The sequence below is a fragment of the Streptomyces sp. NPDC058619 genome, from assembly GCF_042717785.1.
Lineage (GTDB): Bacteria > Actinomycetota > Actinomycetes > Streptomycetales > Streptomycetaceae > Streptomyces.
In genome coordinates, this window is the sequence record NZ_JBHXQN010000004.1 from 234790 (window position 1) to 259086 (window position 24297).

19 protein-coding genes and 1 pseudogene are annotated in these 24297 nt (G+C 73.0%); 12 read left to right on the top strand and 8 right to left on the bottom strand.

Annotated elements, in window-relative coordinates:
- The first annotated feature begins 1 nt into the window (after position 1).
- A complete protein-coding gene (locus ACFWTC_RS06855) occupies positions 2-802 on the top strand; it encodes a M48 family metallopeptidase (RefSeq protein WP_383917167.1) in 801 nt (266 codons plus the stop codon).
- A gap of 10 nt (positions 803-812) precedes the next feature.
- Here ACFWTC_RS06855 and ACFWTC_RS06860 read toward each other — a convergent pair whose 3' ends face one another.
- A complete protein-coding gene (locus ACFWTC_RS06860) occupies positions 813-2447 on the bottom strand; it encodes a helix-turn-helix domain-containing protein (RefSeq protein ID WP_383917170.1) in 1635 nt (544 codons plus the stop codon).
- A gap of 116 nt (positions 2448-2563) precedes the next feature.
- Between ACFWTC_RS06860 and speB the strand changes: the two genes are divergently transcribed.
- The 4 genes from speB to ACFWTC_RS06880 all read left to right on the top strand — a co-directional run bounded on the left by speB (position 2564) and on the right by ACFWTC_RS06880 (position 6359).
- On the top strand, positions 2564-3535 hold the full coding sequence (speB, locus tag ACFWTC_RS06865; RefSeq protein ID WP_267718673.1) for an agmatinase: 972 nt from the start codon (positions 2564-2566) through the stop codon (positions 3533-3535).
- A gap of 4 nt (positions 3536-3539) precedes the next feature.
- Entirely contained in the window at positions 3540-5282 is a 1743-nt protein-coding gene (locus ACFWTC_RS06870) for a thiamine pyrophosphate-binding protein (protein ID WP_383917173.1), read from the top strand.
- A 116-nt stretch (positions 5283-5398) separates the two neighbouring features.
- The gene (locus tag ACFWTC_RS06875; protein ID WP_383917176.1) at positions 5399-5713 is read left to right on the top strand and encodes a hypothetical protein; all 315 of its coding nucleotides are present in this window, start codon (positions 5399-5401) and stop codon (positions 5711-5713) included.
- Between the two features lies 1 nt (position 5714).
- Positions 5715-6359 (top strand): hypothetical protein, encoded by a 645-nt coding sequence (locus ACFWTC_RS06880; protein WP_383917179.1) that lies wholly within the window; start codon positions 5715-5717, stop codon positions 6357-6359.
- Here the strand turns inward: ACFWTC_RS06880 and ACFWTC_RS06885 are convergent.
- Positions 6349-6759: an ATP-binding protein gene (locus tag ACFWTC_RS06885; RefSeq protein WP_384027967.1), complete on the bottom strand. Its 411-nt coding sequence runs from the start codon at positions 6757-6759 to the stop codon at positions 6349-6351. The genes ACFWTC_RS06880 and ACFWTC_RS06885 overlap by 11 nt on opposite strands.
- A 158-nt stretch (positions 6760-6917) precedes the next feature.
- On the opposite strand from ACFWTC_RS06885, the gene ACFWTC_RS06890 reads away from it, so the two are divergent.
- Entirely contained in the window at positions 6918-7679 is a 762-nt protein-coding gene (locus ACFWTC_RS06890; protein WP_384027966.1) for a GntR family transcriptional regulator, read from the top strand.
- 13 nt (positions 7680-7692) lie between these two features.
- On the opposite strand, the gene ACFWTC_RS06895 is transcribed toward ACFWTC_RS06890, so the two are convergent.
- Positions 7693-7884, bottom strand: a complete 192-nt coding sequence (locus ACFWTC_RS06895; RefSeq protein WP_384027965.1) for a hypothetical protein — start codon at positions 7882-7884, stop codon at positions 7693-7695.
- Between the two features lie 181 nt (positions 7885-8065).
- On the opposite strand from ACFWTC_RS06895, the gene ACFWTC_RS06900 reads away from it, so the two are divergent.
- Positions 8066-11923: an ABC transporter ATP-binding protein gene (locus ACFWTC_RS06900; RefSeq protein WP_384027964.1), complete on the top strand. Its 3858-nt coding sequence runs from the start codon at positions 8066-8068 to the stop codon at positions 11921-11923.
- Positions 11924-12023: 100 nt separating this feature from the next.
- Here ACFWTC_RS06900 and ACFWTC_RS06905 read toward each other — a convergent pair whose 3' ends face one another.
- Positions 12024-12578, bottom strand: coding sequence for an EF-hand domain-containing protein (locus tag ACFWTC_RS06905; RefSeq protein ID WP_383917194.1), 555 nt, complete (start codon positions 12576-12578; stop codon positions 12024-12026).
- A gap of 365 nt (positions 12579-12943) precedes the next feature.
- Between ACFWTC_RS06905 and ACFWTC_RS06910 the strand changes: the two genes are divergently transcribed.
- Positions 12944-13450: a hypothetical protein gene (locus ACFWTC_RS06910; protein WP_383917197.1), complete on the top strand. Its 507-nt coding sequence runs from the start codon at positions 12944-12946 to the stop codon at positions 13448-13450.
- 84 nt (positions 13451-13534) lie between these two features.
- Positions 13535-14968, top strand: coding sequence for an aminopeptidase (locus tag ACFWTC_RS06915; protein ID WP_383917199.1), 1434 nt, complete (start codon positions 13535-13537; stop codon positions 14966-14968).
- Positions 14969-15099: 131 nt separating this feature from the next.
- Here the strand turns inward: ACFWTC_RS06915 and ACFWTC_RS06920 are convergent, their stop codons facing one another.
- Complete coding sequence (locus ACFWTC_RS06920; protein WP_383917201.1) at positions 15100-16923, bottom strand: glycoside hydrolase family 3 protein; 1824 nt, start codon at positions 16921-16923, stop codon at positions 15100-15102.
- A gap of 10 nt (positions 16924-16933) precedes the next feature.
- A complete protein-coding gene (locus tag ACFWTC_RS06925) occupies positions 16934-17890 on the bottom strand; it encodes a LysR family transcriptional regulator (protein WP_384027963.1) in 957 nt (318 codons plus the stop codon).
- 100 nt (positions 17891-17990) lie between these two features.
- On the opposite strand from ACFWTC_RS06925, the gene ACFWTC_RS06930 reads away from it, so the two are divergent.
- Entirely contained in the window at positions 17991-18926 is a 936-nt protein-coding gene (locus tag ACFWTC_RS06930; RefSeq protein WP_384027962.1) for an EamA family transporter, read from the top strand.
- Here ACFWTC_RS06930 and ACFWTC_RS06935 read toward each other — a convergent pair.
- Together ACFWTC_RS06935 and ACFWTC_RS06940 are read right to left on the bottom strand one after the other, a co-directional pair.
- Positions 18877-19374: pseudogene (locus tag ACFWTC_RS06935) on the bottom strand (GNAT family N-acetyltransferase); the annotation flags it as partial. The gene ACFWTC_RS06930 and the pseudogene ACFWTC_RS06935 sit on opposite strands and share 50 nt — an antisense overlap.
- Before the next feature lie 156 nt (positions 19375-19530).
- Positions 19531-20007, bottom strand: coding sequence for a DUF937 domain-containing protein (locus ACFWTC_RS06940; RefSeq protein ID WP_384027961.1), 477 nt, complete (start codon positions 20005-20007; stop codon positions 19531-19533).
- A gap of 291 nt (positions 20008-20298) precedes the next feature.
- Between ACFWTC_RS06940 and ACFWTC_RS06945 the strand changes: the two genes are divergently transcribed.
- Positions 20299-22551: an ATP-dependent RecD-like DNA helicase gene (locus ACFWTC_RS06945; RefSeq protein ID WP_384027960.1), complete on the top strand. Its 2253-nt coding sequence runs from the start codon at positions 20299-20301 to the stop codon at positions 22549-22551.
- 182 nt (positions 22552-22733) lie between these two features.
- Positions 22734-24023 (top strand): citrate synthase, encoded by a 1290-nt coding sequence (locus ACFWTC_RS06950; RefSeq protein ID WP_267718657.1) that lies wholly within the window; start codon positions 22734-22736, stop codon positions 24021-24023.
- Positions 24024-24297: the final 274 nt, after the last annotated feature.

The window sequence follows — 24297 nt, forward strand, 5'->3', positions numbered from 1 at the left end:
GGTGACTGTGACCGCTCCCGCCGATGACCGCATCCCTCCGGCCCTTGCCGAGGGGAACCTGCTCACGGTCGACGGGCTGGCGCTCCGCGTGCGGGTGAGCGGGCGCCGCAAGCGGTTCGCGCTGACCGTGGAGCCGGATGCCGGACTGACCCTGCACGCTCCCCAGGGACGTCCGGTGGCCGACGCGGAGGACTTCGTCCGCGCCCACCGGTCCTGGGTGGTGACCAAGGTCGCGGTGCGCGAGCGCACCCGACCGCTGAATCCGGCCAAGCGGTTGGCGGACGGCGAGGTCTTCCGCTACCTGGGGCGGACCTATCGTCTGGCGGTCGTCGAGGACGAGCGCGAGTCCGAGTCCGAGTTCGGCAGGGTCCGGCTGATCGCCGGACGCCTGGTCATCAGCCGGGAACAGGCCGAGGACCCGGACAGGGGGCGGGCCGCGCTGGTCGACTGGTACTGCCGGGCAGGGCGCAACTGGGCAGCCGGGCGGCTCCAGCCCTGGGCCGCGCGCATGGCGGTCGCCGAGCCCGTACTGGATGTCTGTGACCTGGGCAGTCGCTGGGGGCGCTACCGTCCCGGCCAGAGCGAGCGCGGGCCCGGCCGGATGAGCCTCGGATGGCCGCTCTTCCAGCTCCCCATGCACCTGGTGGACTACGTGGTCGCTCACGAGCTCGCCCACGTCCGGGTGCCCGGGCATCAAGCCGACTTCTGGCGGCTGCTGGGGCAGGCGCTGCCCGAGTACGAGGAGCGCCGGACCGAGCTCGACGAACTGGGGCGGCGAATCTGGATGGGCGAGATCGCGTAGTCCTCTTCCATCACTCCGACAGCGAGCGGAGCGCAAACCACAGCTCCATGCGGGTGTCCGTGTCGTCCAGGTCCCGGTCCAGGAGCGCGGCGGTGCGGGCGATGCGCTGGCGGACCGTGTTGCGGTGCACGCCGAGGGCGGCGGCGGTCCGGTCCCAGCTGCCGTGGTGGGCCAGCCACGCGCGCAGGGTGGCGGCCTGGGCCCCGTTCAGCGGGGCCAGCAGGGCCTCGGCGTGCGCGCGGGCCTCGGCGGGGTCGAGCAGGGCCCCCAGGCCCCCGGCCGTGTGCCGCGCCAGCGGGGTCCGGGCCGCCTCGGCGCGCTCCAGGGCCCGCCGGGCCTGCGCGTCGGCGGTCGTGAGCCCCTCGGCCGCCGCCGGGGCGCTGACCCCCAGCCGCCATCCCGGCTGCGGGCCGGGCTCCCGGTCGGCGAGCAGGCGTACGGCCTCCCCGTGCGGGTCCAGCAGTACGGTGCCCAGCGCCGCGGCGAGGGTCCGGGGGTCGCCGCCGCCTGTGCTCCGGGCGTGGACGGCGTACCAGGGGCCCGGCCCGGCCAGCGACCCGGCGGGGGAGCCGCCGAGCAGCAGCCGGGTCAGCGCGGCGGCCTCGTCCCCGGCGGGCCGGTCGGCCGTGAGCAGCGCCAGCAGGACCGCCGCCACCGAGGCGATCGTGTGGTCACCGGGGGCCCGCCCGGGCGTGGCGGTCCCGAGGGCCCGGGCGGGGGCGGTGGGGGTTGCGGGGGTTCCGGGCGGGGGTGCGGCCGGGGTTCCGTGCGGGGGCGTGCCCGGGGTTCCGTGCGGGTCGGCAGCGGCTCCGGCCGCTCCGGCGGGCGCGGGGCCGGGGGCCGGGGTACCGGGCGGCGCCGTGGAGCCGGGCAGCGCGGGGCCGGGCAGCGCGGGGCCGGGTGCCGCCGGCCCGGGTGCCGCGGGCCGTGGCGCCGCCGGCCCGGGTGCCGCGGGGGCCGGCGGCGGTTCCGGGTGCCGGGACAGTGCGTACGCCGCGAGGTGCCAGCCCCCGGACTCGTCGGTGGCCGTCGCCGGGCCGCCCGCCCGCCCCACCCGGGCCAGCAGCGCGGCCAGCGCACCGGCGGCACCGGCGGGCACCGGCCCGCCCGCCGACCGGCCGTCCGGGGCCAGCTCGACGCGGCCGCCGAGGCTCGCCGCGAGCCGCCGCAGCACCGCCGGGACCGGGTCGGGCCGGGCGGCCGCCGCCGCGAGGGACTGCTGGGCCTCGGTGACCCGGCGCAGCTCCCCCGTACGGGCCTGCTCCATCAGCCGCCACACCGTACGGGCCACCGCCGTGAAGGGGGTCCCCGGCGGGACCTCCAGCAGCGGCAGCCCGTGTCGGCCGCACGCCTCGGCGAGGCCGGGCGGCACCGCCTCGTGCACGGGCGCCACGCCGAAGCCGAGCGCCGCCGCGCCCGCCGCGACGAGCCGGGCCGCGTACCGGTCGGGATCCGCCCCCAGCTCGGCGCCCGCCGTCAGCAGCAGCTCTCCGCCCAACAGGTACGGCGACGGGTCCGCCATCTCGGAGGCGTGCACCCCGTGCACTTCGGCACCGGCGGGCCCGGCCAGGAGCCGGAGGCCCAGCTCGGGGTCGGCGAGGAGCCGCGCCAGGGAAACCGGCGGGGTGGGAGGGGCAGCTTCCATGGATACTCCGTACACATCGAGGGGCCGTAGTGGATGAAACGTACACTTCGTCCCTCACGGGTGTCCGTTTACGCTCGAATCACCGCACCAGCAGGACCTCCAGAAGGGCACCCCCCATGAGCACGCAGCCGCGCGGACCCGTCGACTCCTCCCGCATCCCGCGCTACGCGGGCCCCGCGACCTTCGCCCGCCTGCCCCGCCTGGACGAGGTCGGCGGCTCCGCGGACGTCGCCGTCGTGGGCGTCCCCTTCGACTCCGGCGTCTCCTACCGCCCCGGCGCCCGCTTCGGCGGCAACGCCATCCGCGAGGCCTCGCGCCTGCTGCGTCCGTACAACCCCGCCCAGGACGCCTCCCCGTTCGCCCTGGCGCAGGTCGCCGACGCCGGTGACATCGCGGTGAACCCCTTCAACATCAACGAGGCCGTCGACCAGGTCGAGGCCGCCGCCGACGAGCTCCTCGGCGCCGGCTCCCGCCTGATGACCCTCGGCGGCGACCACACCATCGCGCTCCCGCTGCTGCGCTCGGTCGCCAAGAAGCACGGCCCGGTCGCGCTGCTGCACTTCGACGCGCACCTGGACACCTGGGACACCTACTTCGGCGCCGAGTACACCCACGGCACCCCGTTCCGCCGCGCCGTCGAGGAGGGCATCCTCGACACCGAGGCGCTCTCCCACGTCGGCACCCGCGGCCCGCTGTACGGCAAGCAGGACCTGACCGACGACGCCAAGATGGGCTTCGGCATCGTCACCTCGGCCGACGTCTACCGGCGCGGCGCCGACGAGGTCGCCGACCAGCTGCGCCAGCGCATCGGCGACCGCCCGCTCTACATCTCCATCGACATCGACGTGCTCGACCCGGCGCACGCCCCCGGCACCGGCACCCCGGAGGCGGGCGGCATGACCTCCCGCGAGCTGCTGGAGATCATCCGCGGGCTGTCCTCGTGCAACCTCGTTTCCGCCGACGTCGTCGAGGTCGCCCCGGCGTACGATCACGCGGAGATCACCTCGGTCGCGGCCTCGCACACCGCGTACGAGCTGACCACGATCATGAGCCGGCAGATCGCTGCGGCGAAGGCGAAGGGCAACTGAGCACGTGACGCACGACCACGACCTGGTACTCCGTCCCACCGAGGCCCAGACGGCCGCCGCCCTCGCACCGCCGCCGGGGCGCACGGGCGGGGACCTGGTCGTGGAGACGCTGCGCTCGCTCGGCACGACGACCGTCTTCGGACTGCCCGGCCAGCACGCGCTGGGCCTCTTCGACGCGGTCGGCCGCTCCGACCTGCGGCTGATCGGCCTCCGTACGGAGAACAACGCCGCCTTCGCGGCCGACGCGTACGGCCGGATCACCGGGGAGGCGGTCCCGCTGCTGCTCTCCACGGGGCCGGGCGCGCTCATGGCCCTGCCCGCCCTCGCGGAGGCGGCGGCCGCGTCCGCGCCGGTCCTCGCGATCTCCTCGCAGGTGCCGGCCGCGGGCCTGGGCGGCGGCCGGCGCGGCCACCTGCACGAGCTGCGCGACCAGTCCGCGTCCTTCCGGGACGTGGTGAAGTCCGTGCACACCGCGCGCACCCCCTCCCAGATCCCGTCGGTGGTGGCCGAGGCCTGGGAGTCGGCCCTGACCACCCCGCACGGTCCGGTCTGGGTGGAGATCCCGGAGGACGTGCTCCGCGCGGAAACGATCGTCCCGCAGGTCACGGGCATGGACGCGACCCCGCACGAACTGGTCCCGCGACCCGAGCTGACGGCGCTGGCGGCCCACTGGCTGGCGCGGGCCGCCCGCCCGGTGATCATCGCGGGCGGCGGCGTCATCCGCTCCGACGCGGCGGGCAAGCTGCGGCAGCTGGCGGAGCGGATCAACGCGCCCGTGGTCACCACCTTCGGCGGCAAGGGCGCCTTCCCCTGGACGCATCCGCTCTCCCTCCAGTCCTGGCTGGAGGACCGCCACATGACCGACTTCCTGGAGGACGCCGACGTCCTGCTGGTCGTCGGCTCGGGCCTCGGCGAACTCTCGTCGAACTACCACACGTTCTTCCCCTCGGGCCGGGTCGTCCAGATCGAGGCGGACCTCGGCAAGCTGGAGTCCAACCACGCGGCCCTCGGCATCCACGCGGACGCCCGCCTCGCGCTCCAGGCCCTGCTGGAGACCGTTCCCGCCCGCGAGGACCCGACCGCGCCCGAGCGCGTCCGCATGGTCCTCGCGGACATCGCGGCCCGGCTGTCCACCCAGGACGTCGGCCTGGAGCAGGACCTCCTGCGGTCCGTCCGGGCGGCGCTCCCGGCGCGCTCCCCGTCCTTCTGGGACATGACGATGCTGTCCTACTGGGCCTGGTCGGCCTTCGACCCGAAGCACCCCAACACCATGCACTCGGCGCAGGGCGCGGGCGGCCTCGGCTACGCGTTCCCCGCGGCCCTGGGCGCCTGCGTCGCGGAACCGGGCACGCCCGTCCTGGCCGTGTCCGGCGACGGCGGCGCGATGTACTCGCTCGCGGACCTGGCCACGGCCCGCCAGCACGACCTCGACGTCACCTGGCTGATCGTGGACGACGGCGGCTACGGCATCCTGCGCGAGTACATGACGGCGTCCTTCGGCCGGGCCACGGGCACGGAGCTGACCCGCCCCGACTTCGTCGCCCTGGCGTCGTCCTTCGGCGTCGCGGCGGCCACCACCACCCCGGAGGCCCTGCGCGAGGACCTGGCCAAGTCCCTCGCGGAACCGGGCCCTTCGGTCCTGGTTCTCCCGACGACCCTCAAGATGTTCGCCCCGACGCACGTTCCTACTCGGCGGAACAGCTCGCGACCGCCGCCCCGTACAAGGCCGACTCCCCGCACGGCGTGAGCGCTGACTGGGACAACCGTGCGCACGACATCGGGGCCGCAACGGGTGCCCTGAACGGCATCGGGGCCGATGTCTACAAGGACAAGGAATAGGACCGGGTCACGTGGGCGGAGGGCGTGTCCGAGCACACGGCCGCCGTCGCGAACGGGCTCATCGGCGAAATCCCGGTCGTCGGCACGGTCGGCGGCTCACTGATCGACTCGGCCAAGTACGAGTGGGTTGAGGGCGTCAAAGAAGCGGCCGAGGAGCAGAGCAAGAAGGATTCCAGCAACAACTACGCGGCTGGTGTCGAGGGAACCAACAATCTGTTGGACGCGTGGGGACGCGAGTGGAAGATCAGCGATGATCCTGCGTTCGATCACGCCAAGAACGAGGCGGGCGAGGGATACACCTCGGGACGGGAAGCTGCTCGTGCACATCTCAGGCCGTGACGTGATCAAGACCATCGGGAGCTCGACGGCTGCGCTCGTCTGTGTGCTGACGCTGGCGTCGTGCGCTTCGGGCGACTCCGAGGGGAAGGCTGCGAACCTGTGCGGGATCGCCTCTTCGGAGGAGGAGGCGCTCGTGCGGGAGATCCTCGTTACCGAGGGCTACGAGACGAGGGCCTACAAGTCCACGAGCGTTCTGGTGGACAAGATGAAAGCGGCGGTGCAGCAAATGCGGCCGGGCAAGGATTCGTACTTCAACACTGCGTGCCGGTACGAGGATGACCAGCAGCATCGTGGATACGCGATCTTCTCGTTCGGCTGGTCCCCCCGGGCGACTTCCGAGGTGTCCCCATCCCACAATGGCGCGTCGTACGAGTTGAACGGTGCGGGAGGCGTGGCGAGCGCCGGCCAGTCCACGCTGCTCGTCCAGTGCGATCTGCCCGGCGAGCTCGGGGGACAGTCGCGAAACGTGCGGCTCTCGGCGGACGCCATGTTCTCCCGGCCGGACGGGCCGGTCGTGGATCAAGCGGCCAAGGACAGGCGGATGACTCTCACCTATCTGATGGCCCGCCGGGTCACCGATGCCCTCGGCTGCGAGAACAAGCCCCTCGCCGCGCCCCCCGTCGTGAAGCCGCTGCCTACTCCCTGAGGCCCACCTCGGCCCAGACGGCCTTGCCGATGCCGTGGGGCCGGGGCCGGCAGCCCCACCGCTCGGCCAGCGCCGCCACGATCGCGAGGCCGCGCCCCCGCTTGTCCCCTTCCGCCGCCTCCCGCACGGCGAGCTCGACGGGGGGACCCGCGTCGGCCACCTCCACGCGGAGCGTGCCGCGGCAGCGGACCAGCCGTACCCCGATGTCCCGGCCGTGCGGGGCGCGGGCGTGGCGTACGGCGTTGGTGACCAGCTCGGACAGGACCAGCTCGGCCGTTCCCGCGTACTCCGCATCGACCTTCCACGTGGCGAGCTGCGCGCGCAGCAGCATCCGGGCCCGGCCGGGGGCGCGGGGGCCGCGCGGCACGATCCAGAAGACTTCGTCGGACGAGTCCGTCATGAGCCACCTCTCTAGAGATAACCCAGTCAATCGTGCAGGTGCGGGCTGGTCAATGCTTCTCTAGAGATGTGCGCGGGGGATGTGCGTTCGGAGGAACGTGCCGTCTGCTTGGCCGCAAGGCGTGCCTAGGATGTCTAGGGATGATCAGGGAGGTTCGAATGCCGAGTGGTGGCGCCGTGCGGCAGCCCAAGTACCAGCGCATCGCTGCCGAGCTGAAAGCCGCCATTGAGTCCGGCGATTACGGTCCGGGGGACCGGCTTCCCGGCGAGAACGATCTGATGGCTACGTACGAGGTCGCCCGGATGACGGCACGCCAGGCGCTCGGTGTCCTCCAGTCGGAGGGGCTGACGGAGGCGCGCAAGGGTGCGGGCGTCTTCGTGCGGGAGTTCCGGCTCATCCGCAGACGCGGGGTTCAGCGGTTGGCTTCGGACATCTGGGGCGACGGGCGGTCGATCTGGGCCGCCGACACCGAGGACCGGGAGCCCGTCGTCGAATTCCTGTCGGTTGGGGACGAGGTGGCGCCGGATGCCGTCGCCGCCGTGCTTGGGCTCGGGCTCGGGGCGGCGGCCTGTGTGCGGCGGCGGAGGTTCCTGCTCGACGGGAAGCCCGTCATGCTCGCCACTTCCTACCTCGACGCCGCCCTCGTGGCCGGCACGCCCGTCGCGGAGCCCGACAGCGGGCCCGGCGGGATCTACGCCCGGCTCGCCGAGCTGGGGTACGGGCCCGCACGGTTTCGGGAGGAGATCCGGTCGCGGATGCCGGGCCCGGACGAGGCCGCCCGGCTCGGGCTGGCCGCGGGGACCCCGGTGGTGCTGGTCTGCCGTACGGCCTACACCGCCGAGGGGAAGGTGGTCGAGGTGAACGAGATGGTCCTCGACTCCTCCGCCTACGTCCTGGAGTACGAGTTCGACGCCGGCTAGGGACGGATACGGACTACGCCGGGGCGAACCAGCCCGACAGGAGGAGGTCGTCCTCTTCGCGGTCCGGGTCGTGGTCCGGTTCGCGGTCCGCGTCCGCGTCCGCAGCCGGGAGCGGCGCGGGGAGGGGCCGGGCCGCGGCCGCCGGGGCCGAGGCGCGGACCCACGGGGCCGGGTCCGGGTCGGCTTCGGTGTCCTTGATCGTCATGGGCCGAGTATCGCCGGGCGCCTCCCGGCGGCTCCCGCTGCCCCCGCACCCCCCTGACCCGTACGGCTCAGGACGGCTCGCCGAACAGCGCGTAAACCCGTTCGATTGTTGCGGAGGGATGAAATCCGCCGGTCGGCGCGTTGGGGGAGGCGGCAGGGCAGGAGCTACGGGGAGGCATCACGTGACGGCGGCGAAGACGGCGGGCGGGGAAAAACAGGGCTGGGGCAGGAGGCTGACCGCCTACACCTGGCGCTACAAGGTCAACGTGCTCCTCGCGCTCGGGTCCTCCCTGGCCGGCATGGCCGTCATGGCGCTCGTACCGCTGGTCACCAAGGTGATCATCGACGACGTCATCGGGGGCAAGACCAAGGACATGGCGCCCTGGGCCGGCATGCTCATAGCCGCCGCCCTCCTCGTGTACGTGCTCACCTACATCCGCAGGTACTACGGCGGGCGCCTCGCCCTCGACGTGCAGCACGACCTGCGCACCGACATGTACGACAGCATCGCCCGCCTCGACGGCCGGCGGCAGGACGAGCTGTCCACCGGCCAGGTGATCGGGCGGGCCACCAGCGACCTCCAGCTGATCCAGGGCCTGCTCTTCATGCTCCCGATGACCATCGGGAACTTCCTCCTCTTCGGGATATCCCTCGGCATCATGCTGTGGCTGTCCCCGCTGCTGACCCTCGTCGCGCTCCTCATGGCACCGGCCCTCTGGTTCATCGCCAAGCGCAGCCGCAAGAAGCTCTTCCCCGCCACCTGGTGGGCCCAGGGCCAGGCCGCCGCCGTCGCGGGCGTCGTCGACGGGGCCGTGACCGGCGTCCGCGTCGTGAAGGGCTTCGGCCAGGAGGACCAGGAGACCGGCAAGCTGCGCGCCGCCGGCCGCCGGCTGTTCGCCGGCCGGATGCGGACCATCCGGCTGAACTCCCGCTACACCCCGGCCCTCCAGGCCGTACCGGCCCTCGCCCAGGTCGCCATGCTGGCCCTCGGCGGCTGGATGGCCACCAACGGCCAGGTCACCCTCGGCACCTTCGTCGCCTTCTCCACCTACCTCGCCCAGCTCGTCGGCCCCGTCCGCATGCTCGCCATGATCCTCACCGTCGGCCAGCAGGCCCGCGCCGGCGCCGAGCGGGTCTTCGAACTCATCGACACCGAGCCCGTGATCCGGGAGGGCGCCACCGAGCTGCCCGCCGACTCGCCCGCCACCGTCGAGTTCGACGGCGTCGCCTTCGGCTACGACCGCGAGCGGCCCGTGCTCGACGGGTTCTCGCTCTCCCTCGCCGAGGGGGAGACCATCGCCCTCGTCGGCTCCTCCGGCAGCGGCAAGTCCACCGTCTCGCTCCTCCTGCCCCGCTTCTACGACGCCGACCGCGGCACCGTCCGCGTCGGCGGCCACGACGTCCGCGAGCTGACGTACGCGTCCCTGAGGTCGGCGATCGGCCTGGTGCCCGAGGACTCCTTCCTCTTCTCCGACACCATCCGCGCGAACATCGCCTACGGGCACCCCGAGGCCGGCGACGAGCAGATCCGCGCCGCCGCCCGCGCCGCCCAGGCCGAGGGCTTCATCGAGGCCCTCCCGGCCGGCTACGACACCACGGTCGGCGAACAGGGGCTCACCCTCTCCGGCGGCCAGCGCCAGCGCATCGCGCTCGCCCGCGCCATCCTCACCGACCCCCGGCTGCTGCTCCTCGACGACGCCACCTCCGCCGTCGACGCCCGCGTCGAGCACGAGATCCACGAGGCGCTGCGCGCCGTCATGGCCGGCCGGACCACCCTGCTGATCGCGCACCGCCGCTCCACGCTCGCGCTGGCCGACCGGATCGCCGTACTCGACCGCGGCCGGCTCGCCGACCTCGGTACGCACGAGGAGCTGGAGCGCCGCTCCGCCCTCTACCGGCGGCTCCTCACCGACCCCGACGCCCTCGGCGCCGGCTCGCCGCGCACGCCCGCCGACACGCCGATGGCGGAGTTCGAGCGCGACCTCGACCGGGACGACGACCTGGAGCGGGGCATCGAGCTCGAAGCGGAGATCGACTCCGAGCCCGTCAACGCCAAGCGCCGGGTCGCGGGCGGGATCACCCCCGAGCTGTGGCGACGCCAGGAAGAGGCGGACAACGCCGCCGCGCCCGCCGCCTCCGCCGGGATCCGCGTCCCCGGGGCCGGGCACTCCATGGCCGGAGCGGTGGCCGGGATGCCCGCCACCCCCGAGCTGCTCGCCCAGGTGGCCGCGCTGCCGCCCGCCGCCGACGAGCCCGACGTGGACGAGACCCGCGCCGCGGCCGCCGAGGAGAGCTACGGTCTGCGCCGCCTCCTCAAGGGCTTCTGGGCGCCGCTCGCGATCAGCCTCGGCCTCGTGGCCGTCGACGCGGGCGCCGGACTGCTGCTGCCCATCCTCATCCGCCACGGCATCGACCAGGGCGTCGAGCAGGCCGCGCTGGGCGCCGTCTGGGTGGCCGCCGGGCTCGCCCTCGTGATCGTGATCGCGCAGTGGGCCGCGCAGTTCGCCGAGACCCGGATGACGGGCCGTACCGGCGAGCGCGTGCTGTACGCGCTGCGCGTCAAGATCTTCGCCCAGCTCCAGCGTCTCGGCCTCGACTACTACGAGCGCGAACTGACCGGCAAGATCATGACGCGGATGACCACCGACGTCGACGCCCTGTCCACGTTCCTCCAGACCGGGCTCGTCACCGCCGTCGTCTCCGTCTTCACCTTCTTCGGCATCCTCGTCGCCCTGCTCGTCCTCGACGTCGAGCTGGCGCTGATCGTCTTCGCGACCCTGCCCCTGCTGGTGGTGGGCACGGTCTACTTCCGCCGCAAGTCGGTCGCCGCGTACGAGCTCGCCCGCGACCGGGTCAGCCTGGTCAACGCCGACCTCCAGGAGTCCGTCTCCGGGCTGCGCATCGTCCAGGCCTTCCGCCGTGAGGGCGTCGGCGCCGCCCGGTTCGCCGAGCGCAGCGACGCGTACCGCGAGGCCCGGGTCCGCGGCCAGTGGCTGATATCCGTCTACTTCCCGTTCGTGCAGCTGCTGTCCTCGGGCGCGGCGGCCGCCGTGCTCATCGTCGGCGCGGGCCGGGTGGACGGCGGCACGCTCACCCTCGGCGCGCTGGTGGCGTACCTGCTCTACATCGACCTGTTCTTCGCCCCGGTCCAGCAGCTCTCCCAGGTCTTCGACGGCTACCAGCAGGCCACCGTCTCGCTCGGCCGCATCCAGGGGCTGCTGCGGGAGCCCACCTCCACCCCGAGGCCGACCGACCCCCGCGAGGTGCCGGAGCTGCGCGGGGAGATCGCCTTCGAGGACGTCCGCTTCCAGTACGGCACGGCCGAGGAGCGGGGCGACAAGGGGGAGGCGCTGGCCGGAATCAGCCTGCGGATACCCGCCGGGCAGACTGTGGCCTTCGTCGGCGAGACCGGAGCGGGCAAGTCCACGCTGGTCAAGATGGTGGCCCGGTTCTACGACCCGACCTCCGGACGGATCACCGCCGACGGCGCCGACCTGCGGGAGCTCGACCTGACGGCGTACCGCCACCGGCTCGGCGTCGTCCCCCAGGAGCCGTACCTCTTCCCGGGGACCGTCCGCGACGCCATCGCCTACGGGCGGCCCGCCGCGAGCGACGCCGAGGTGGAGGCCGCCGCACGCGCGGTCGGCGCCCACGCCATGATCGCCACCCTCGACGGCGGATACCTGCACACCGTCTCCGAGCGCGGCCGCAACCTCTCCGCCGGGCAGCGCCAGCTGATCGCGCTGGCCCGCGCCGAACTCGTCGACCCCGACGTGCTGCTGCTCGACGAGGCGACCGCCGCCCTCGACCTCGCCACCGAGGCCCAGGTCAACCAGGCCACCGACCGGCTCGCGGGCAAGCGCACCACCCTGGTGGTGGCCCACCGGCTGACCACCGCGGCCCGTGCCGACCGGGTGGTGGTCATGGACCGGGGCCGGGTGGTGGAGGACGGCACCCACGCCGAACTCCTCGGCCGCGGCGGGCGGTACGCCGACCTGTGGCGCACCTTCGTGGGGGAGGACGAGCCGGCCGCGGCCTAGCCGCAGGCCCCGGACACGGCGGCCCAGGCCGTGGCCGCGGTCCCGGCCGGTCCGGGCTCCGGGTGGCGGCACCCGGAGCCCGGACCGCCGCCGTGCGGGCTCAGAGCTCGCCGAACAGCAGGTTGCCGGGGGCGTCCTCGTCCGTGCCGGTGTAGTACTCGCGCACGGCGTCGAGGAGTTCGTCCACGGTCAGGTACCCGTCGTGGTTCTTGTCGATCTTCGCGAAGAGCGCCTCCGCGTCCGCGGGGTCCAGCTTCGTGTCGAAGGCCAGCTGGGCCTTGTGGAACTCCTCCGGGCTGATGTGCCCGTCGCCATTGGTGTCGACGACCGTCAGGATCGCCTGGACCATCGGGCGCAAGGACCGGTCGTACGCCGCGCCGTCGTCCTGGAAGAGGCGCGTCATGCCCTGCTTGTACTCCGCCTGCGTGAGCTTGTGGTCCTTGTCGACGTCCAGCTCCTTGAACAGCTCGACCCAGAAGTCGACGAGCCCGGCCATGACCTTCGCCGCCTTGGGCGAGTCCGCCGGCTCGTCGAGGGCCGTGAGCAGGCGGGAGCCGAGCCCGATGATGTCGTGCTCGTCGATGACCCGGTCGTCGTTGACGTCCAGGTGCGTGAAGGCGCGCTCCAGCTTGCGGTCGAGCAGGTCGTTCGTCATTCGGTGGCCTTTCACGGCTACGGTGGGCGGTCGTCCGGTCGCCTAGCGTAATCTTCTCGGTGATCGTGAACTCCCGCTCTCCCGCTGGGAAGTTGTGGATGCACTCGTACGGGGGAGGGGCCTCCGGGCCCGACGGACCCGGAGTGCGCGGGTCCGGTGGCCGGACGCGGCGGGCCGGATCCGGGTGCATTGTGGCGGTTCGCCATGGTTCGGACCGGCTCGAACCGGCCACCGTGCCGCGGATGCTTGTGCGTTGCAACCTTCCGGGTGGTCGGAACGTCGTACGTGCGTGCGCGCGGTGTACGTACGACCGATCGGGGGACTGGGTGTTGCAGGTGTGGAGGGGGTGCGGACGGTGGGCCGTCGTGCGGGGGGTGCTCGCGGCGGCGCTGTCGTTGTGCGTCGGCGGGCTGGTCACGGCGACGCCCGCGGAGGCCGGGACGGCCCGGGCCGGGACCGTACAGGCCGGGACCGTGCAGGCCTGGCAGGCGCGGACCGGGGGCGCCGGACCCGCACCCGCCGGGGAAGCGCAGTTCGGAGCGGCGCAGTCCGGGGCCGTGCGGGCCGGGAAGGTCCGGGCCGCGAGCGAGGGCTGCGGCGGCCGGCTGGCGCGGACGCTGGCCTTCTCGACGGGTGAGGTGCGGATCTACAAGAGCCGCACCCAGGCCTGTGCGATGGCGGTGGCCCGCGTTCCCGGCGAACGCCGGCCGATGGAGGTCAGCATCCAGCCGCGGGGCGGGGCGCCGGTCCGCGATGCGGGTCGATTCACCAGGTATGCCGGGCCTGTCACGGTCGGTGCGATCAGTCGCTGCGTGTATGTAAGGGGAAGCGTGGGGGCCGGATCCGTCGATTCCGGCTGGATCCTGTGCTGACGGAGCGACCCAACTAGGTCTGGTCAGACGCGTGTTCGCCCCGCTAGGTTCACGGCGACCGAAGTGAACTCAAGGGGAGGGTGCATGCGCAAGACGCTCGGATGGCTGCTGTCACTCGTGGTGCTGATCGGCACCATGGGTGTTGCGGGCTCCACGGCACAAGCGGCCACCGCCGCGGGGCCGGCCGCCGCCACGGACATCAAGGACCAGATCCTCGGCATCCCGGGGATGAGCCTGATCGAGGAGAAGCCGTACCCCGGTTACCGCTTCTTCGTACTGAACTACGAGCAGCCGGTCGACCACCGGCAGCCGTGGAAGGGCACTTTCAAGCAGCGCCTGACCCTGCTCCACAAGGACGTGTCCCGGCCCACGGTGTTCTTCACCTCCGGGTACAACGTCAACACCAACCCGCGCCGCAGCGAGCCGACGACCATCGTCGACGGCAACCAGGTGTCGCTGGAGTATCGATTCTTCACCCCCTCGCGGCCCGACCCGGCCAACTGGGCCAACCTGGACATCTGGCAGGCCGCCAGTGACCAGCACCGCCTCTTCACCGCCCTGAAGAAGACCTACAAGAAGAACTGGCTCGCCACGGGCGGCAGCAAGGGCGGCATGACCGCCACGTACTACGAGCGCTTCTACCCGCGCGACATGGACGGCATCGTCGCGTACGTCGCGCCCAACGACGTGGTCGACCAGGAGGACTCGGCCTACGACCGGTTCTTCAGCAAGGTCGGCACCAAGGAGTGCCGCGACCGGCTGAACGCCGTGCAGCGCGAGGCGCTGGTGCGCCGCGAGCCGCTGGAGGCCAAGTACGCGGCCGCCGCCGCCGAGAACGGCTGGACCTTCACCACCGTCGGCAACCTCGACAAGGCCTACGAGGCCGTCGTGCTCGACTACGTGTGGGCCTTCTGGCAGTACAGCCTGCTCGCCGACTGCTCCACGATCCCGGCCGCCGCGACCGCCTCGGACCAGGAGATCTGGGACACCATCGACGCGATCTCCGGCTTCTCGGCCTACGCCGACCAGGGCCTGGAGACGTACACGCCGTACTACTACCAGGCGGGCACCCAGCTCGGCTCGCCCGACATCAAGCAACCCCACCTCAAGGGCCTGAGCCGCTACGGCTACCAGCCGCCGCGCAACTTCGTGCCCCGCTCGATCCCGATGACCTTCCAGCCCGGGGCCATGGCGGACGTGGACCACTGGGTCCGCACGAACGCGAACCAGATGCTGTTCGTGTACGGGCAGAACGACCCGTGGGGCGCCGAACCGTTCCGCCTCGGCTACGGGGTGCGCGACAGCTACGTGATGACCGCCCCCGGCGCCAACCACGGGGCCAACGTCGCCAAACTCCTGGACGGCGAGCGGACGCTGGCCACCGCGAAGATCCTCCAGTGGGCCGGGGTGGCCCCGGCCGCCGCGCTCGCCGACACGGGCAAGGCGGCGCCGCTGGCGGCGCCGGACGCGCAGCTCGACCAGCACGACCTGGAGCGCGAGCCGCAGCTGCGGCCGTAGCCGGCAGGCGAACCCGGGGCGTGTCCGCACACGGTGCGGACACGCCCTCACCTGTGTCCGGGCCGCCGTTCGCCGGTCGCCCGTCGCTGTACGTCACCCGCCGGGCGCCGATCGCCGCCTGGCGGCCGCCGTCAGGGGTACGCCAGTCCGTGGCCCAGCGGGTAGCGGCCCGGAACCGGGACCGGGAGGCGGCCCCCGGGGCGTACCGCACCGGTGATCACCCGGGCCGCCGCGCGCATCTCCACGTCCGTCCAGGAGTACGTCGCCAGCTCCGCCGCGCAGGCCGGCAGCCGGGCCGCGTCGTACGGGTTGCGGACCGCCACCGCGATCACCGGCACCCCGGACGCGACGAGTTCCGCCACCAGGGCGCGCTGGGGGCCGTCCCCCTCGGGGACGTTGTACGTGCACACCAGCACCGCCGCGTGGCCCGGCGCCGCGGCCGCGGCCCGCTCGGGCGCCACCGCGGTGGCCCGGCAGCCCAGCGCGGTCAGCTCCCGGGCCAGGACGGCCGTCGGGGGACCCGTGGTGCCGGTGGGGGACACCGGGTCGGCCCCGGTGACCAGCAGCCGGGGCGCTGCCGCGGCGTCGAGCGGCAGCAGCCCGACGGGGTTGGCCAGCAGCGTGGTCGTGCCGGCCGCGATCGCGTCGGCCGCCGCCAGGTGCTCCGGGGAGCCGACGACGGAACCCGCCTCCGCGGCGGTGGCCCCGGGGGCCCCGAACAGGCCGCGCCGGGACTTGAGTTCCAGGATGCGCAGCACCGACGCGTCGATCCGCGCCTCGGCCAGCTCGCCCGCCTCGACGGCCGCCAGCACGCTGCGGTGCGCGAGCCCCAGGTCCGGCGGGTTCAGCAGCTGGTCGCAGCCCGCGAGCAGGGCCAGGACCGGCACCCGCTCGTCCCCGTACTTCTGGCGGACCCCGGCCATGTCGAGGGCGTCGGTGACCACGACCCCGCGGAAGCCCAGGCGTTCGCGCAGGATGCCGGTGACGATGGGGCGCGAGAGGGTCGCGGGGTCCCCGGAGGGGTCGAGCGCGGGGAACACGATGTGCGCCGTCATGATCGCGTCCACGCCCGCCTCCACCGCGGCCCGGAAGGGCGGCTCGTCGAGCTCCTCCCAGACGGCCCGGGTGTGCCGCATAACGGGCAGCCCGACGTGGCTGTCGGTCTCGGTGTCCCCGTGGCCGGGGAAGTGCTTGGCGGTGGCGGCCACCCCGGCGCCCTGGTAGCCGCGGACCTGTGCGGCGACCAGGGCGGCCACGGCGCGCGGATCGGAGCCGAAGGACCGTACGCCGATCACCGGGTTCGCCGGGTTGACGTTGACGTCGGCCACCGGCGCGTAGTCCTGGCGGATGCCCATGGCGGCCAGCTCAATGCCCGCGATCCGCGCGGCCCGGCGGGCGTCGGCCGGGGAGCCGCCCGCGCCGAGCGCCATCGCCCCCGGCAGCAGGGTCGCGGGCCGGCCGATGCGGGCGACCGCCCCGTGCTCCTGGTCGGTGGACAGCAGCAGCGGGATCCGCGCGCCGCTGCCCAGGGCGGCCCGCTGGAGGCCGGCGGACAGCTCCGCGATCTGCCGCGGGTCGCGGGTGTTGTGGGCCCACGCGAAGTAGACGATCCCTCCGAGGTGGTAGCGGGAGACCAGCTCGGCGGCGGTGCGGACCCCGAACAGTGCCAGGTTCTGCTCGGCGTCCGCCGGATCGGGGTCGGTCGCCGAGTGGCCGTACGCCCGGGACACGAAGAGCTGCCCGACCTTCTCAGTGAGGCTCATCCCCTCCACCAGGCCGCGCAGCCGGGCCCGGTCGGGCCGGCGGCCCGGCGGCCCGGCGGGGGCGCGGTCCGGGGAGCGCGGATCGTCCGGGACGCGGCGGGCCCCCGCGGTGGCGGAGGCGGCCCCGGCCACCGTGACGGCGGCCAGGGCGGCCGCGGCGAGCAGGGTCCGGCGGGAGGCGTGGTTCGACACGCGCCGGACCCTACTGCCGGGCCGGGGCCGGGGCGTGACGGACACTCGGGAGGTCCCCCGGACGGGCCGCCGCCGCGGCCCAGTGCTCCCGCAGGGTCCGTACGGCCTCGGTGATGGCGGGCCGGCGGGCGGCCCCGGTCCGCCACAGGGCGTACAGCCGGCGCACGGGCCCGGGCTCCAGCGGTACGGCCACCGCGCCCGGCGGCAGGGCGCCCGTGCCCAGGCGGGGGACGACGGCCACGCCGAGCCCGGCCGCGACCAGGGCGACGATGGTGTGGTTCTCCTCGGCGACGTGCGCGATGTCGGGCTCGAAGCCGGCCGTCCGCAGGGTCCGCACCAACCAGTCGTGGCAGACCCGCCCCGGGGGCTGGCACACCCAGCGCTCCCCGCCCAGATCCGCGCGCAGGACCACCCCGCGGCGGGTGAAGGGATGCCCGGCCGGGACCACCAGGTCGCAGAGGTCGTCGCCGATCACCGCCTGCTCGACCCCCTCGGGCGCCGGCAGCGGGGCGATGTCCCAGTCGTGGGCCACCGCCAGGTCCGTGACGCCCCGGACCACCAGGTCGACCGACAGGTGCGGGTCCACCTCCGTGAGGCGTACGTCGAGCGCCGGGTGCCGTACGGCCAGGTCGGCCAGCACCCCCGGCAGCAGCCCGCGCGCCGCCGAGGCGAACGCGGCCACCGTCAGCAGCCCGCCGGGCTGCCCGCGGCGCTCCTCCAGGGTGGTCTCCGCCCGCTCCACGATCGCCAGCAACTCCTGCGCCGTGTCGGCCAGATGGCGGGCCTCCTCGGTGAGGGCGACCCCGCGCCCGCGGCGCTCCAGCAGCGTGGTGCGGGTCTCCCGCTCCAGTTTGGCGATCTGCTGCGAGACCGCCGAGGGGGTGTAGCCGAGGGCGGCCGCCGCGCCCGCGACCGAGCCGTGGACGGAGACGGCGTGCAGGGCGCGGAGCCGGGCGAGATCGAGCATGCCGCCATCGTGACACCCCGGCCATTCGGTAGCAACGCTTCATCCATCGCGGAAGGAACTCGCGCTGGTGCTACATCCTCCCGGCGCCGATGCTCGGACCATGCGTCCCGTACACACCGCACTCGCCGTGCTCGTCGCCGCCGTCTGGGGCGTCAACTTCGTCGTCATCGAGATCGGGCTCGGCCACTTCCCGCCCCTGCTCCTGTCCGCCCTGCGGTTCCTCGCCGCCGCGCTGCCCGCGGTGTTCTTCGTCGGCCGGCCCAAGGTCGCCTGGAGGTGGATCCTCGGGGTCGGGGCGACCCTGGGCATCGCCAAGTTCGGCCTGCTCTTCACCGGGATGGCCGCCGGGATGCCGGCCGGGCTGTCCTCGCTCGTGCTCCAGATCCAGGCCGTCTTCACCGCGGTCCTCGCCGCCGTCGTCCTGCGCGAGCGGCCAGGCCGGGTGCGGGTGGCCGGCATGGGCGTCGCGCTCGCCGGGATCGCCGTCGCCGCCGTCGGCGGGGGGACCTCGGGGCCGGTGCTCGGCTTCGCCCTGGTCGTCGCGGCCGCCGCCTGCTGGGGCGTCTCCAACGTACTGACCCGCAGGGCCTCGCCGCCCGACGCCCTGAACTTCATGGTGTGGGTGTGCGCGGTCCCGGTGCTGCCGCTGTTCGCGCTCTCGCTGCTGCTGGAGGGGCCGGAGCGGGACCTGGCCGCGCTGCGGGCCCTGGACTGGTCCGGGGCCGCGGTCATCGGGTACGTCGCCTGGGTATCGACCGTCTTCGGCTTCGGCGCCTGGGGCTACCTGCTGCGGCGCTACCCGGCCTCCTCGGTGGCGCCCTTCTCGCTGCTGGTCCCGGTCTTCGGGATGTCCTCGGCCGCGCTGGTGCTGGGCGAGGCCGTCTCCGGCACGCGCTGGCTGGCGGCGGTGCTCCTGGTCGGCGGGGTGGCGCTGACCTCACTGACGCCCGCGCGGCGTCCGGACCGTACGGGGGTCGGTCCGGACGTCAGCGCGGGGAGCCCTCCTGCAGGGGCAGTCGCCAGTCCTGTCCCGTGAGGGCGACCCCGTACGAGCGGTGCGGGCGCTCGGCGACCAGGGTGAAGCCCGCGCGCAGGCAGAGGGAGCGCGCGGAGGTCAGCACGTCGTTGGTCCACAGGACGAGTTCCCGGTAGCCGACCGAGCGGGCGAAGGCCACGACGGCGTCGACGAGGAGGCCGCCGATGCCGTGGCCGCGGCCGGCGGGCTCCACCAGGAGCAGCCGCAGCCGCGCGGTGCCGGGCGCGGCGTCCTCGCGGACGCACATCACCGAACCGACCGGGCGACCGTCCAGTTCGGCGATCCAGACCCGTTCCAGGTACGGGTCGTGGTCCTCGGCGAAGTCCGCGACGATCCGGGCCACCAGGCCCTCGAACTCGGTGTTCCAGCCGTACTCCGCGGCGTACAGCGCGCCGTGCCGCTGCACGATCCAGCCCAGGTCGCCTGGCTCGGGGGACCGCAGCCGTACGGGTGCCTTCTCGGGCGTGTCCATGGCGCCCGAGGATAGCGCGGCGGGCGGTGGGCGGGGGATGCCGCGGAGGGCGGTCCCGGGCGACGGCTCCTGCCGCCCGGGACCGCCCTCCGGGCGGCCGCGCCACCCCCGGCGGGTGCTACGCCGTACGGGTCACCTCTTGCCGCCGAGGATCCGGCCATCCCCGAGCCCGCCGCCCGCGGCCTTGCCGGAGGCCGCGCGTTTGGCGAAGACCGCCAACAGCACCGGGATCAGCAGCTCGATGACCCGGCTGATGGTGGGTGCGGGGATGCCGGTCTTCTTCGACACGGCGCCGGCCACGGGCTTGCTGACCTTGGCGAGCACCCCGGCCATCATCCCGCCGGACAGCATGCCGCCGAGGCCGCCGCCCAGGGTGGACACGCCCTGCAGCGGGGGCTCCGCCACCTCGGCGAAGGCCTGGCGGACCTCGACGCCGTCGTCGTCGTCGGCCGCGGCCTTCTCCTGCAGCCCGCCGGTCATGGCGCCGACCGTCTCCGCGACGGTGTCGCGGGCGCCGTCGGTGTCCGTGCCGAGGAGACCGGCGATCTCGGTCAGCTTCTCGTCGCCGAGCTCGTGGAGCACATCGTCCTGCAATGAAGGTTCGCTCATGCGGGAAACGCTACTTCTGCGGTGATTTGACGGCACCTCGACTCTTCCGTGGGTAACGGAACGATAAAGCTCCGGATCCCGGTGCAACCCCGCGAGGGAATCGCGGGTCGTATGGTGCGTCGGGACTTTCGGGAGGGGATCTGGGGGGATCGGGAAGTCCGACACGGGAGGGGTAACCGTGAGGGGGTCCGGCCGCGAGGCCGGACCCCCTTCTGGTGTCCCGGGCCCGCTCCGCCCCCGGTTCTCCACAGGCGTGCCGCACTGTCGGCCCCGGACGGTAGCTTTCGGTCCATGGCAGCGGACGGGGCGGCGGCGGTACAACTGGCGGTGGTCGACGGCGTGCTCGAACGCATCACCTACGCCAACGAGGACACCGGGTACACGGTCGCCCGGGTGGACACGGGCCGCGGCAGCGGCGACCTCCTCACCGTCGTCGGCTCGCTCCTCGGCGCGCAGCCCGGCGAGTCGCTCCGGATGGAGGGCCGCTGGGGCTCCCACCCGCAGTACGGACGGCAGTTCACGGTGGAGAACTACCGCACCGTGCTCCCCGCCACCATCCAGGGCATCCGGCGCTACCTCGGCTCCGGCCTGATCAAGGGCATCGGGCCGAAGATCGCCGACCGGATCGTGGAGCACTTCGGCACCGACACCCTCGACGTGATCGAGGACGAGCCGAAGCGGCTCATCGAGGTGCCGGGGCTCGGCCCCAAGCGGACCAAGCTGATCGGCGCCGCCTGGGAGGAGCAGAAGGCCATCAAGGAGGTCATGGTCTTCCTCCAGGGGGTCGGCGTCTCCACCTCCATCGCCGTGCGCATCTACAAGAAGTACGCCGACGCGTCCATCTCGGTGGTGAGGAACCAGCCCTACCGGCTCGCCGCCGACGTCTGGGGCATCGGATTCCTCACCGCCGACCGCATCGCCCAGGCCGTCGGCATCCCGCACGACAGCCCCGAGCGGGTCAAGGCCGGTCTCCAGTACGCCCTGTCGCAGTCCACCGACCAGGGGCACTGCTTCCTGCCCGAGGAGCGGCTCATCGCCGACGGGGTCAAGCTGCTCCAGGTGGACACCGGTCTCGTCATCGACTGCCTCGCCGAGCTCGCCGCGGACCCGGAGGGCGTCGTACGGGAGCCCGTGCCCGACCCGCAGGGCGGGCCGGACCCGCTGACCGCCGTGTACCTGGTGCCCTTCCACCGTGCCGAGCTGTCGCTGGTCGGGCAGGTCCGCCGGCTGCTGAACGCCGAGAACGACCGGATGCCCGGCTTCCGCAACGTGGACTGGGACAAGGCCCTGGGCTGGCTCGCCGACCGGACCGGGGCCTCGCTCGCCCCCGAGCAGCGGGACGCGGTGAAGCTGGCCCTCACCCGCCGGGTCGCCGTCCTGACCGGCGGTCCCGGCTGCGGCAAGTCCTTCACCGTGCGCTCGATCGTCGAACTGGCCCGGGCGAAGAAGGCCAAGGTCGTGCTCGCCGCGCCCACCGGGCGGGCCGCCAAGCGGCTCTCCGAGCTCACCGGGGCCGAGGCCTCCACCGTGCACCGGCTGCTGGAGCTCAAGCCGGGCGGGGACGCGGCGTACGACCGGGACCGGCCGCTGGACGCGGACCTGGTCGTGGTCGACGAGGCCTCGATGCTGGACCTGCTGCTGGCCAACAAGCTGGTCAAGGCGGTGGCGCCGGGGGCGCACCTGCTGCTGGTCGGGGACGTCGACCAGCTCCCCTCGGTCGGTGCGGGGGAGGTGCTCCGGGACCTGCTGGCCGAGGGCGGCCCGGTGCCCGCCGTACGGCTGACCCGCATCTTCCGGCAGGCCCAGCAGTCCGGGGTGGTCACCAACGCCCACCGGATCAACACCGGCCTGCCGCCGATCACCGAGGGGCTGCCGGACTTCTTCCTCTTCGCCGAGGAGGACACGGAGGCGGCCGGGGCGCTGGCCGTGGACGTGGCGGCCCGCAGGATTCCCGCCCGGTTCGGGCTCGACCCGCGCCGGGACGTCCAGGTGCTCGCCCCCATGCACCGCGGACCCGCCGGCGCCGGGAACCTCAACGCCCTGCTCCAGCAGGCCATCACGCCGGCCCGGCCGAACCTGCCGGAGAAGCGGTTCGGCGGCCGGGTCTTCCGGGTGGGCGACAAGGTCACCCAGGTCAGGAACAACTACGAGAAGGGCGCCAACGGCGTATTCAACGGGACGGTCGGCGTGGTCACCGCCCTGGACCCGGACGAACAGCGCCTGACCGTACGGACGGACGAGGACGAGGAGATCGGGTACGAGTTCGCCGAACTCGACGAGCTGGCCCACGCGTACGCCGTCACCATCCACCGCTCCCAGGGGAGTGAATATCCGGCCGTGGTGATCCCCGTCACCACCGGAGCTTGGATGATGCTCCAGCGGAACCTGCTCTACACGGCGGTGACCAGGGCGAAGAAACTGGTCGTCCTCGTCGGGTCACGCAAGGCTCTCGGACAGGCCGTGCGTACGGTTTCCGCAGGCAGGAGGTACACGGCGGTCGCCCCGAGGCTGTCCGGCCGCATACCGGTGGGAAACATCACCTAGATGATCGATCATTTGGGGTTCCCGGCGCCGGTGTGAAGGGGCAGGATGAGCAGCTTGGCGGCACTCAGTGCCGTCGACAAGACCAAATGCCGACCCCGAGTGCACTCTCCTGCGCCAAATGGGGGAAGGTAGAGGCAGTCAGGGCACCTCGAAGAAGAGGCACTACGTCGGTGAGGGATGACGTGAGCGACAACTCTGTAGTACTCCGGTACGCGGACGGTGAATACACCTACCCGGTGGTCGAGAGCACCGTCGGTGACCAGGGCTTCGACATCTCGAAGCTGCGGGCCCAGACCGGGCTCGTCACGCTGGACAGTGGCTACGGCAACACCGCGGCGTACAAGTCCGCGATTACCTACCTCGACGGCGAGCAGGGGATCCTGCGCTACCGCGGCTACCCGATCGAGCAGCTGGCCGAGCGTTCGACCTTCATCGAGGTCGCTTACCTGCTGATCAACGGGGAGCTGCCGACCGTCGACCAGCTCGCGTCGTTCCGCAACGAGATCACCCAGCACACGCTGCTGCACGAGGACGTGAAGCGCTTCTACGACGGCTTCCCGCGCGACGCGCACCCGATGGCGATGCTGTCCTCCGTGGTCAGCGCGCTGTCGACGTTCTACCAGGACAGCCACAACCCGTTCGACGAGAAGCAGCGCCACCTCTCGACGATCCGCCTGCTGGCCAAGCTGCCGACGATCGCGGCCTACGCGTACAAGAAGTCGGTCGGCCACCCGGTGGTCTACCCGCGCAACGACCTCGGCTACGTCGAGAACTTCCTGCGCATGACGTTCTCCGTGCCGGCCCAGGAGTACGACCTGGACCCGGTCGTGGTCTCGGCGCTCGACAAGCTGCTGATCCTGCACGCGGACCACGAGCAGAACTGTTCGACCTCCACCGTGCGTCTGGTCGGCTCCTCGCAGGCGAACATGTTCGCCTCGATCTCCGCCGGCATCTCCGCCCTGTGGGGGCCGCTGCACGGTGGCGCCAACCAGTCCGTCCTCGAGATGCTGGAAGGCATCAAGAACGACGGCGGCGACGTCGACGCCTTCATCCGCAAGGTGAAGAACAAGGAAGACGGCGTCCGCCTCATGGGCTTCGGACACCGCGTCTACAAGAGCTTCGACCCCCGGGCGAAGATCATCAAGGCCGCGGCGCACGACGTCCTCTCGGCGCTCGGCAAGAGCGACGAGCTGCTCGACATCGCGCTCAAGCTGGAAGAGCACGCGCTGGCCGACGAGTACTTCGTCTCGCGCAACCTCTACCCGAACGTGGACTTCTACACCGGTCTCATCTACCGGGCCATGGGCTTCCCGACCGAGATGTTCACCGTGCTCTTCGCGATCGGCCGCCTTCCCGGCTGGATCGCCCAGTGGCACGAGATGATCAAGGAGCCGGGTTCCCGCATCGGCCGCCCGCGTCAGATCTACACCGGCGAGGTCCTGCGCGACTTCGTTCCCGTAGAGAGCCGCTGAACCGGGGCCCACGGGCCGCGGCGGCATCCGGGCGCGGAGCGGCGACGCGCACGCACAGGCAGGGAGAAGCGCCCCGCCGTCGATCCCCCCACGGGTCGACGGTCGGGGCGCTTTCCTTTCCCCGGTACGGATTCCCCCCACGGGATCCGACCGGGGCGTCGGTGTCTGCCGGGACCCGTTCGGGTCGGGTGGGCCGCTCAAAGCTTCCCGCGGGCACGCGTCCCGGCCGGCCGATGCCCCGGACATCCCCCAAGACGTCCGTGAGACGTCCCCC